Below are 11,117 nucleotides of genomic sequence, written 5' to 3'. Positions count from 1 at the left end.
AGTTACTTTACTGAGATTTTCCTTGTATACTCCCCATTCTCGGAGATTGCCTTCACGACATACACACCCGATGCGGGAACCTTGAAGTCGGCTTGCTTGACGCTTTCGCCTGTCATTTGGCGTGACACTACCAGTTTGCCTGATACGTCAAACACCATCAATGTGGCTGCAGCAGGCTTGTCCTGTGTGAGTTTAGCCTCGTAGATGCCTGTCGTAGAACCGTTGCCCTTGACAGTGAAATCCTCGTCTTCTCCAGAAATGAAGGTATTGTCTGCCTGTCTGTCCGAGCTGCCCACATGGTTCTCCCTTGCCTGTGTTCCGTTAGGCATACTTGCATCACACTCGCTGCCGACATAGACGGTCATCGTTGTCGTACACTTCTTGGGTGTTTCTATCTGCACGTTGCCCCTTGTGGTGAATGAGGTTACAGGCGTACCGTTTACGGTAAGGTCGGTGATATGCGTCTCGCCCTTTCCGTACTTGATGCAGAACCGCCATGCACGAAGTGACCAGACATATTCATGATGCACGGTCTGTCCGTTCAACTTGTATGTGACCTGCATATTGCGGACTGTAACACTGAGCACATCGCCCGGCTTGATGGTGACATATTTGGTTAGGCTTGTATATCCACCGGTTATGATATGCGCCTTGTCGCCCCGCACGTCGAAGCCATATTGGGTGATCTCGTCCGTGAGGCTTGGCTCCAATCCCACACGGTAGTTTGATTTTGTATCGTTCACCGTCCATGAGATGTCGCCAGACAGATAGGTCCTGGTGTCATGTGAGTATGAGGTGTAGAGTGCGTTGCCAGTGGCATAAATCTCGTTGCCTCCACCTTGTGATACGGACAGCGCATAGGCGCCGGGGGCAAGATTCGTGATTCTATGCGTGTCACCGAAGAATGTTCCTCTGGCAATGGTTTCTCCTTTTACTTTTCCTGCAACGGTGTCAACGCTGAGCACATAGGAATAGACTGGTGTACCGATGTTAATGCCTATGTCGATATACCCGTCATTGCGTGGAACTCCATTCTCGCAACTTGACGGCGTAGGAGTGGCATCATAGGAAATGCCGTCATAATAGGCGAATGTGAACACATCGCTTCCGCTTCCGTCTGCATCCCATAGGATATTGCGGAATATGGTCTTGCCCCTCGTCATATCAGGCTTGGAGCATCTTATGTTGCTATTGCTGTTGATGTCGAAATCACCTTCACCGCTTGGGTCTATGAGCATGACGGTACGCTTGCGGCAATAGTCCGAGAACTCCCTGTCCGATGTGAGGTCATAGCTCAACTCTGCCATATAACCGACATCATCTATTCCTCCTGTCCTCAAGCCTGCCATGTTCAAGGCGGACTCTGCTCCTTCCGTTCGGATAATGCCCACATTTGTGTCTGTGTCAGTTGCATCCGAAAGGGATATGGTTCTTGTCGCACTTCCTGTTCCGTCAACACGCAGATAGATGTTTTTGCCTTCCTTGCGGATAGAGATGTCCGTTCCGTCAACATCCGTGGCGATGTATGAATTTGAGACCGCTCCGTTGATGATTGGATAAACAACTCCAGCATTGGTGAACCGGAATCCATACTTGCATGTGCTGCCACCGATGCTTCCGAAGCCAACGTCAAAAGTCGGGTGACTTGTCGGACAGGTGAATTCAAAAGCACCGCCACCTCCAACAAGGGCTGGGGTCGTGGCATAAGCTCCGGAAGCGGCTTTCTCTTGGATGATATTGTCAGTAAAGCCATTCCTTGACACTTCAAATCCTTGCGCAGTCCATCTTGCCACTGTACTGTCGGGCTTTGACGGCACGTTGGTCTTGACCATCCATGTACGTTTCATGACATGCCACAGGGAATCTGTAGGTGAGGTATATGTTGCAAGTGCCACATCATCGTCGCCCCAGAAAGTAAAGCCTCTGTCCGGCATCGGATTGCCGTTTTCACGTCCCATGACAAGCAGACGGGAAGCGGATGAAGGGTTGTATGGATTTGCGCCATGATAAGTTCCGTTCTCCTTCAAGGCCGCATACACCGGACTTTCCTCATATGATGTTGCGGAAAGCGGTTGGGAGAGACTTCCTGCCGTGTCGGTTCCAACAGCTGTGACCCTATGGTGGTAGGCTTGGTTCTCCGCCATGTCCCAAGTCAGGTTTCCGTCGCTGTCAAGATACGAGCCTTTGAGGGTGATGCCGTACTTTACCGCCAGATAGCTCTCCACTTTTCTGCGCTCATCGGGTGTAAGCATCCTGCTGAAAGCAATAAGCTCAGGGGCATATCCCAGGATGGAAGCATTACCGAAGAGCGAGGTCGGGAAATCCGTACCGAAGCTGCCCGAGGTGGAAGGGGTTCCGATGAATAATGTGGTGTTGGAGTTGTCTCCCCACAATGTTGTTGAAGGATTGCTTACCTTGAAGTAGGACACAACGCGCAGAGCGCTTTCCTTAAAACCGTTCTCGGACAAAGAATCACTTGATTGATAAAGCAGGTCTTCACCCGATGCTGAACCATAGTCCAGTGGTTCAACACCTCTACCCCTTACGGCTTTGTCCTTGCTCAGAATTGCTCCGTCGCCCTTGCGGCCATCAAGGGCATAAAGCACCATGTCTTTGCCAATGGTCGCCATTTCGGGGGCAAAGACACCGATGACGGTAGCCTGCGAGAGGTTGCCGTGTTTGAGTTTGGCACTCAGACTACGAAATCCGTCTGCGAGCCAGAGACTCGGATTAAAGTTGAAGTAATGGACTGAACTGTTCGGAAGAGTAAGTTCAGACTTGACGCCACGGCTGTCCAATAGCATCAGCCGTATGGAATCCCCAGAGAAATCCTGCCAACGGTAATAACCTTGCAGGTCTGAGTTCAAAGGCGCAGTCTTGAACCACAGTTCGCTTCCGCTGACTCATCCGGGCGTTTGCGCGAAACTGCCGAGAGCGAAGCCTAACAGTAACAAAGAAGTAAACTTTCTCATGCGCTGTCAATTTGGAGTGTTTGAAAAATATAAAAACGTATGCCTCTGCCGCGCAGGGAGAGACCAGTGAGAGAGAACGGACTGTTACTACGGAGAAGATTTGTGATATAGGCTTGCTCCGTAAAGTCCTATTGTCACGTGGCAGGCCAATAGGCTTTACCACCAAACTAATGCTGCAAATATACAAAAATAATCTTAATAAACGGATATTATCTTTAAGAAATTTGCTGGTTTGGTGTTTTTTTCTTATGATTTCGGTCAATTTTGCAGAAATCTTTTACATCTGTTGTATGTACTGGAGTTAGTTTGGCAAAAATACACAAATGCTCACGGCTTCAGTTTCTTATGTTAGAATGTAAATCATGTTTTGAAACTGTACACACTCGGAGTACAAACGAAAACAATATATGCTTGTGTCGGAAAGGTATATATGAGCTGATGGTAGAGTCGTCATCAACAACAATGTCTCCTGATTTGATAAACTCAGCAGGAATACTTGCTATTCTTTTTATGATGGGGTTATGTTCACAAGTTTGAGATTTCATATAAAAAAAGTCCTAATTTCTATGTTTCTCTTCTTGCAAATTATGGGATATTAAGAAAAATATCGTATCTTTGTCCCCGAATTGAGGCGTTCTTTGCATATTGCAAAATACAGAAACGAGCAGAAGTCCGCTCGTTTCCATATTGTTACCTATTAGAATATAGGCAAACGCCCAACTTCTTGATTTTCAATCAAAGTCCAATTTAGAGCGAGTTAGAGCAATGCACAATTTAAGCAAAAGCAACGGAAAGTGAAGATGAGAGAAATGAACTGCAAGAGGTTGAGAATGAGCAATATTTCATAATTCTACCAATTGGCTGCAAAGCAAAGCCGAGCAGGATATTGAGTTATTTCAGTTACCAAACCGTTAGCGGTCAGTTACCGAAACCGACACTGCTAACGAGGTGAAAAACAAATAGTTTGTCACCAGTGTTTGTTTACAAATCCACACTCCATTTGGTGAGAAATTCCCTTGGGCGTAAGCGTGTCACGCTATACGACTCAATTGTGTTGCCGAGAGTTCTTCGTTCAAACTCTGAAGTGCCAATAAAGTTGTTTGCTGTGACAGATAACTCCCAACGCTTAGCCTTGTATGCAATGGAAAAGTCAAGAAAGTGGTTTACGCCTATGCTCTTGTCGTTGGTATGGAAGAGTTCGTTTTTTACGCTCAGCATCCATCCTTTGGCAGGGAAAACAGATAGTTTAAGAAAATGTTCCCAGTCGGTTGTGGGGTTGAAAGAGAGTTCGGGAGCCGTGAGGTTCTTCTGCTTGTAAATGTTCACATTCGACTTACCCTCAACAGAAAGAAATCTCGCTGGACGCAATGAATAGTTGAACGAAACAGCGGTTGTGTTCATACGTGCATCATTCACAATGCCCGACACAAGCATACTATAATCTGTGATGTTGTGTGAGGCACCAAGACCTATTAGTGTCTTTGCCCATCCAAAAGACTTGCTTATACGACCAGAAACGCCTATTGTCTGCATGATATATTCCTTGTCTGTAGCAGTCATGGTATAGACGTTGCCGTTCATTGCACTCTCATAAAGGATGTTTCCCGACATTCTATTATATGAAGGACGAATATTAAAGAACAGTCCCGACACAGGATTGGTGTATTTATATGCTGCCGTTGCATGAATAGAGTGAGTAGCATCCGTCTTGCCTCTATTCACTTTCTTAGTGCGATAACTTGTGAAGATAGGAGTGTCATAGATAGACCTTCCCATCAATGGCGCATTAGCATAACCAACATTAGCCGAAAATTCAGAAACAACAGTTGCCTTCCAATTCCAACTCACCGAAGGGTCTATCCACAGATGATTGCTTCTTGACTCACGGTAAGACTGATGGGCATAACTTATCTTCGACTTTATTCCTATTCTGTGCTTTCCGAAAAGGAACGACATTGAAGGAGTCCAATACGTGCGAAGCAACTGATACACATTCGTCTTCTCCGCTTCCTCGTCCATTGCCACACCAATACTCTGATAGTCGTAGTTCACTCCCAACTCATTGTTGAGATAGTGTCTGCCGACTTTCAGTTTATATTGCATTTCATTCTGCGTGGAGAAGAAACCGAGATTCAGCCGTTCTGTCATTCCACCAATGGTGAGCAACTGTCCTGGCAGATAGCTATAGGTCCAATAACTGTCAACGTTATATATGTTGCCCTTTGCCGTGGTGTGCGACATCTGAAAATCCTCAGTAATACTACGCTTGTGCGGCTTCACCATCATGTCGGTGCGTTGTCCGTTGTACATCATCGTGCCGATACTCTTGTTAAAGTCAATATAGCCTTTAAGGTTGTTCTTGATGAAACTCTTACTGCCGTTGTACTGATAGTTGGCCTCACCCTTCCATTCGCTTCGGGTGTTGCAGACATTCTGCTCCTCAACTATGACTGGCATATCGGCAAGGGTGAGATAAGTGGATGAGCTATAGTCCTGCATATCGGTCTTGTCAATAAATCCGTTGCCTTGCACACGCAGTTCCGAATCCTTGCCAGTCTTCCAAAGCCAGTTGCCGGCAACAAGATGACTATTGTTGAAAGTATATCGGTTGTCTGCAAGGTCGGGAGCCGCAACCGACATCATTGAGAGAAAGCCCGATTCAGAGCCAGTTCTTCCCTTCAACAATGCAGCAAGGTCGAGCACCTCATTGTCGAGTTGCTTGCCGATGTTGTTGTTCTTGTACATCATCAGCGTCTGATACTTCTTGTTGAAACGCATACCCATCAGTCGGCAGTCATATAGAAAATCATCACCATAACCCAAACCTATGTCAGCCGCTCCCGTCCATACGGCTTTGGCATCATCCTTCAACACAAGATTGAGAGCAGCCTGTTCGCTGAACGACACGCCACGCAACGACTTCACCGACTGATGATTCTCCAATACCTGCACACTCTTTATCTTATCAGCTGAGATGTTTTGGTTGGCAACACCATATTGCGACCCCATTAAGTCAAGTCCCTCAATATAGAACTTGTTGATAGGTTTTCCTTGGTATTCCACCTTGCCATCCGCTTTTACCTCAAGTCCAGGCATCTTGGCTATCACGTCGGCAATGCTTCGGTCTTGTCCCTGGCGGAAACCAGCAACCGAATATGTGAGCGTGTCTCCTGTGCTTTTTATACGCTCCGCTTTTATCTTTACTTCCTTTAACTTGAAGCCACCTTCTGCCAACGTGATAGTCATGCCATCCTTCAAATCAGCAAACGGCATCGTCTTCTTCTGATAACCAATATAACTTACCGTTATGCTTGCAGGATTTTTCCCTTTAGGAATAGTCAACTTATATTCACCCTTATCGCTTGTGAGACAATACGCCACGGTTGACTTGCTCTCAGTCGATGCCACAACCGAGGCACCTACCAAGAGCTCTCCTTTCTTACCCTTCACCTTTCCTGTGAAGGTTTGTGCAGAGAGCGAAAGGTTTGTTAGCAGAAGTAAAATAAAAACGGCAATTCTCATTCTTTATCCAAATGGTTATATTTAGGCACTTCAACCTCGTTATCGACTTTTGCATCAGTCCCAGAAACAGTATAAACTATCACTTTTTCACCCGATGTCCTTTGACTAAGAATTCTATCTACAAGTTGGTCTTTATTGATTCCTTCTGACTCTGAGCGCAGTTGCAAGAAACGCTTTCGGGTACACTTCTGGTGGCTGTCTTCTTTGTAAACCGAAACCAAGGCATTCTCAGGAGCATTCTCTACACCAACAGCTTTGAAATCAAACAAGCCCTCCGAATCCCTTGCCGCCATAATCAATCCTGGCAAACCATTAAGAATGTAAGGACCGTAATTGAGAGGCAACTCGATAGAATACCATACAGTCCATGTCCGACCATACACGGAGCCAACCGCCTGCTTGCATTCATATTCACAGATGGTCTTTGTGCTGTCGTTCAATTGCCATTTTATGGACGGAACTTGGTCTTCGTATTTCAAACCAGACGAGAGGACTTGCTTGTAATAAGTGTATTTTCCCCTTTTAGGATTGCCAACAATTATTTGAAGGTCATTTTTCGGTGAATATTTTCCACCGATAACAGGGAGTTGATCAATCATCGCATTGTCTCCTCCTTGGGCTTTTACTTTAGTCAACTCACTATCATACAGTCTGTAGTTCTTATTGTAGAATACAGCAGTTGTATCTCCAATATCAAGCATCCACCTGTAAATGTTCAGATTCCCAGTGACAATCTGCGCATCACAATCGTAAATTACACGATATTTTGCTTGTTCTTGCGCATTGACAGTAAAGCCGTACAGTAACGCCAGAATAGTTATATATATGTTTTTATATGCCATACCATTAATTATTATAGATGCGAACAACCCAACAAAGCATTAATATAATATAAAAATGCTCACTCCTAACTTGGAGTATATCAAGTTAGGAGTGAGCATGATTTTCCACAACGATTAGCGTTGTTTAATTACAATGATGTCAATAATAACTCCTTTGTCATCTACAACAACAATAATTACGTCAGGAGTGTCATTCTTCTGAACACTATAAACTTCAGAATTCACAGGGGTTGAAGCAACCGAATTAGCAGCGAATGATGTTGAAGCTATTCCAATCATCAAACAAAGGGCTGTTAAAAATTTCTTCATTTTTACTGAGGTTTAAATGTAAATTAATAAATATATCTATCCAAAGCAACATTAAATTGCAAGGAGTTTTTGTAATTCTAATATCATACCAACATGCAAAGCATAATAATATTCGCCAACAAATATATGTATTTTTGTGGAATTTCCCAATATTTCGATAAGAAAAATCTTTAAAATTAAAGTATTTTAAGATATGCTTTACCTGTTTGCCTGCACAAAACAATATAAAATGATTAAAACAAAAGTGTAATTTAGACCTGATAAACTATCCAAATTCACTTTTGTTTTGATAAATGAGTCACCTTGAAAAAGTGCCATCAAAATTGAGGGATACCTCAAAATACTTACAGTTTAAAACTTAAAAGCATAACAAGAACCATTCTGTATAAAAATTATAGCACAAAAGAACCCCTTTTCACTCGAAATCTCTAAGCTTATTCTTTAATATGCGTTGCGCAGCCTCCAAGCAGCGACTATTGCCACTACCCATCAAGTCTGCATAGATTAATATAGCAGGAACAGTTCTGTTGTCTGTTTCCCAATTCCAAAATTTGTTGTACAGATGAATTTCCCCATTTGTATCTTGCTTGACGACACCTGTTCGTATAAGATGTGCTGCAGGTATTTCCGTGTATATGTCGAAAAGTCCTGGTTGTAAGTAGCCATCCGTCAAGTTTGCGGCAAGTTCTCCTCCCCATGACATGCCCTTTGGCAATGCTATGTTTTTCCACTCATTTCTATTCGCTTCTGTTCGAAATGCCATTGCGCCTACCAGCAATTTGGGTTTCAATACTTCATTGTAATTGCTAACCCATAAGTCAAGCAGTTGTTTTTTGTCTTTTATTATGCGCCCGTTTTTAGTGTCACAAACAAAACCACGTCTTGCAAGTTCATCCAAAACGTTTTTCACGCTTCCCAAAGATACACCAATTTGCTCTTTTATCTCTCGATAAGGCTTCTTTATATTGTCTGCATCTTGTAACAGATAAAACACGACCTTCAATCCTGCATCTTGAAACACGGGATAGGTTTTCACCTTGGACTCCGTATTTTTCCTTCCTTGATTAAATATTTGGAAAATCAAGTTTCCTGCCTTTGTATATCTGACAAGGCAGTTTCCTGCACAGTCCAGATAGTTGATACCTCTGTTTGCCAATTCTGTTGATACCTGCGGCGTGACGTATTGCGTAACAAGCAAGATTTGCTGCTTGTCATTGTTCATCGTTTGCATAGTCGCTAATGTCGGATTTAATGTGGCCTTGGTTATGTTTTCCCTTACATGACACACAAAATCTATATTCATTATCTTAACAGTGACATCATTTTCATTGGTACAATTTACTTTGACGGCTGTTGTTGACTCAACATCCCCCACAGGAAGGCTTGCTCTAAGAGCATCCAATGCTTGGTTTATTATGATATTGTTTGCCATCATTTTATGTTATTTGTTCAATATATCAGTTGTGTTCAATTTGATTGAACGTTGCAATGATAATGAACAAAACTTAAACGAACGAACTTTTTGTTCAATATTTCATCTTGTTCAATACTATTTAACATAGTGCGAAGATTGAACAGGGATATTTTCAGAAATACAATTCCCGAAAAGTGACACAAATGACAAAAAACGGGAATGCTCGAACTGTATATGCCGGTTCTAACAGATCTCTCTATTATCAAAAAGCGGTAATCTTACCAGTTTTAGTCACTACACATCTCCCATACCCCTTCATCCTCCCTTGTTTTTCCTTAGCAAATTTAGTTCAGCCCACCAGACCGTCAAGTATCGCCTTGCTATTGGCTGGTTATTTCCTTAGCAGCCTTCCGCCAATCAAAGATTGGGGTATTCCAATGAAATAATCATCCAATTCCTTGTCTTGTCTGTCTCCATGCCCGAACTCTTGATTGCACGTAAAATCAATTCCCTCGATGAAGTCATAAAGGCTTCGAGAATAGGGAAGAAAAAGAAGTTTCATAATTTAATCCGAACAGATATGAACAATATGATTAACGAAAGAGACAAGGAGTTTGCCAATGATTTTTCACGCTTCGTGAACGGCAAGATGTGTTCAGCATCCAAGGTGGGTGCAGAGTTTGCCAATGACCACCGCTTTCTTGTAAACGAGAAGTTCAAGGTGATGATGGCTTTTATGGAGCAGTTGGCTATAAACTATCAGAAGGGCTATTATGACCTTCGCAATGAATGGGCTTGCACTTTGGCACATGCAGCCATTGAAGCCTTGCGTGAGCAGCAGCTCTACTATCCATCTTCATCAGAGTATTTACCCAAAAAATAATGCAATTATGACAAGCAGATTGATTACACCACAGTTGGCGGAGCAGTTCAAGCTATATCCGCTTTATTCACAGGACGGCAAGAAGAAGGATGCCATTTGCCAATGCGTCTTCTTCATCGGCAAAGTCCGTTGGTATGTATTGGAAGGTCAGCCGGAAGGCAATGACTTCACGCTGTTCTCTATCGTTGTCGGTCTTGCCGATACAGAATATGGCTATGCTTCCATCAAGGAAATGGAAAGTATCAGCGTGGATGTCGGACATAACCTTCCCAAGATACCGATATTGCAGGACAAGAGCTTCAAGCCTTGCCCGATAGGGAACATTCCCGACGAAAGATTGCAGTCGTTCCTGTCTGACATATATGACAGGGAAGAAGTTTAAACCATTCATCAGCCGTAGGCTTCTTGCCTATGGCTGCTAAAAATCAAACTATATGATACAGCAAAAGATAACGGAGATAGCCGAAATGTTAGGATGGAGCGTTGATTTCTCCGAGCCACAAAATGGCAAGACAGATGTAAACTTCGCCAAATATACTTCCTATGGTCAAGATTTCAATTTCAGCGTGGAACTTGAAGACGATGATATGGAAGCCTTCATCGACAATATCCATGAGTATTACGAGAACTTTGATGTTGACGAGGAAGCATACATTTGGATTGGCTCAGACGGTCACGGCAAAAATGGCGCACCTTACCACATTGCCGATATAGTCAAAGACATGGAGGAAGCCGAAGTCATGATGGCTGACCTTTACGAGGCATTCAGACAATTTTATTCACAGTTAGAACTTCAAGACGTATGACAATAGAACAATATCTTTACCGCCTATGTCGAAACATTCTCTATGAACGTTTCGACTGGCGCAAATATCTTACCACCCGAAGCTATTTCGGCAGAGACCTTTGCGTCACTCCGCTCCATGTCTCCTATGGACAAATCGGCTATACCATCCATTTTCCTTACTCTCGTGACCCAATGCCTGAACTCGCATATGATTGGGAAATGAACGAACTCACCATTGACGAGGAAGATTGGCAGAAATGGCTTGCTGACGAAGATGAGGAAGATGGTGACAGCGAAGATGCCACACCCGAATAATGAAAAAATCCAGGATGCTTACACATTGATATATATGTGCGCATCTTGGATTTTTGCTTTTTTGCTACAAATA

At 43.5% G+C, this 11,117-nt stretch carries 9 protein-coding genes; 4 read left to right on the top strand and 5 right to left on the bottom strand.

The window, feature by feature from the left end:
- Positions 1-2: 2 nt before the first annotated feature.
- The 5 genes from EJL04_RS09475 to EJL04_RS09455 form a co-directional block, all read right to left on the bottom strand.
- Complete coding sequence (locus EJL04_RS09475; protein WP_241209977.1) at positions 3-2,867, bottom strand: T9SS type A sorting domain-containing protein; 2,865 nt, start codon at positions 2,865-2,867, stop codon at positions 3-5.
- Positions 2,868-3,953: 1,086 nt separating this feature from the next.
- The gene (locus tag EJL04_RS09470; RefSeq protein WP_125104773.1) at positions 3,954-6,494 is read right to left on the bottom strand and encodes a carboxypeptidase regulatory-like domain-containing protein; all 2,541 of its coding nucleotides are present in this window, start codon (positions 6,492-6,494) and stop codon (positions 3,954-3,956) included.
- On the bottom strand, positions 6,491-7,336 hold the full coding sequence (locus EJL04_RS09465) for a GLPGLI family protein (RefSeq protein WP_125104772.1): 846 nt from the start codon (positions 7,334-7,336) through the stop codon (positions 6,491-6,493). The genes EJL04_RS09470 and EJL04_RS09465 overlap by 4 nt, the downstream gene beginning before the upstream one ends.
- Before the next feature lie 114 nt (positions 7,337-7,450).
- A complete protein-coding gene (locus tag EJL04_RS09460) occupies positions 7,451-7,645 on the bottom strand; it encodes a hypothetical protein (protein WP_125104771.1) in 195 nt (64 codons plus the stop codon).
- Between the two features lie 415 nt (positions 7,646-8,060).
- Positions 8,061-9,080, bottom strand: coding sequence for a type IV toxin-antitoxin system AbiEi family antitoxin (locus tag EJL04_RS09455; RefSeq protein WP_125104770.1), 1,020 nt, complete (start codon positions 9,078-9,080; stop codon positions 8,061-8,063).
- A gap of 559 nt (positions 9,081-9,639) precedes the next feature.
- Between EJL04_RS09455 and EJL04_RS09450 the strand changes: the two genes are divergently transcribed.
- From EJL04_RS09450 to EJL04_RS09435, 4 genes are read left to right on the top strand one after another with little or no spacing between them, the layout of a single operon-like run.
- Entirely contained in the window at positions 9,640-9,942 is a 303-nt protein-coding gene (locus EJL04_RS09450; protein WP_125104769.1) for a sulfide:quinone reductase, read from the top strand.
- Positions 9,943-9,949: 7 nt separating this feature from the next.
- Positions 9,950-10,324 (top strand): DUF2958 domain-containing protein, encoded by a 375-nt coding sequence (locus EJL04_RS09445; RefSeq protein WP_125104768.1) that lies wholly within the window; start codon positions 9,950-9,952, stop codon positions 10,322-10,324.
- 52 nt (positions 10,325-10,376) lie between these two features.
- On the top strand, positions 10,377-10,748 hold the full coding sequence (locus tag EJL04_RS09440; protein ID WP_125104767.1) for a hypothetical protein: 372 nt from the start codon (positions 10,377-10,379) through the stop codon (positions 10,746-10,748).
- Entirely contained in the window at positions 10,745-11,044 is a 300-nt protein-coding gene (locus EJL04_RS09435) for a hypothetical protein (protein ID WP_125104766.1), read from the top strand. The genes EJL04_RS09440 and EJL04_RS09435 overlap by 4 nt, the downstream gene beginning before the upstream one ends.
- The last annotated feature ends 73 nt before the right edge of the window (positions 11,045-11,117 follow it).

Origin of the sequence: Prevotella marseillensis (assembly GCF_900625065.1) — a bacterium.
GTDB classification, from domain to species: Bacteria; Bacteroidota; Bacteroidia; order Bacteroidales; family Bacteroidaceae; genus Prevotella; species Prevotella rara.
The sequence above is the reverse complement of the archived record's forward strand: the minus strand, read 5'-3'. Positions and strand labels throughout refer to the sequence as shown.

Bases quoted from the DNA above. Each gene is read 5' to 3' on its own strand.
- EJL04_RS09465 (WP_125104772.1), bottom strand. From the start codon at position 7,336: ATGGCATATAAAAACATATATATAACTATTCTGGCGTTACTGTACGGC.
- EJL04_RS09440 (WP_125104767.1), top strand. From the start codon at position 10,377: ATGATACAGCAAAAGATAACGGAGATAGCCGAAATGTTAGGATGGAGC.
- EJL04_RS09455 (WP_125104770.1), bottom strand. From the start codon at position 9,080: ATGATGGCAAACAATATCATAATAAACCAAGCATTGGATGCTCTTAGA.
- EJL04_RS09435 (WP_125104766.1), top strand. From the start codon at position 10,745: ATGACAATAGAACAATATCTTTACCGCCTATGTCGAAACATTCTCTAT.
- EJL04_RS09445 (WP_125104768.1), top strand. From the start codon at position 9,950: ATGACAAGCAGATTGATTACACCACAGTTGGCGGAGCAGTTCAAGCTA.
- EJL04_RS09460 (WP_125104771.1), bottom strand. From the start codon at position 7,645: ATGAAGAAATTTTTAACAGCCCTTTGTTTGATGATTGGAATAGCTTCA.
- EJL04_RS09450 (WP_125104769.1), top strand. From the start codon at position 9,640: ATGAACAATATGATTAACGAAAGAGACAAGGAGTTTGCCAATGATTTT.
- EJL04_RS09470 (WP_125104773.1), bottom strand. From the start codon at position 6,494: ATGAGAATTGCCGTTTTTATTTTACTTCTGCTAACAAACCTTTCGCTC.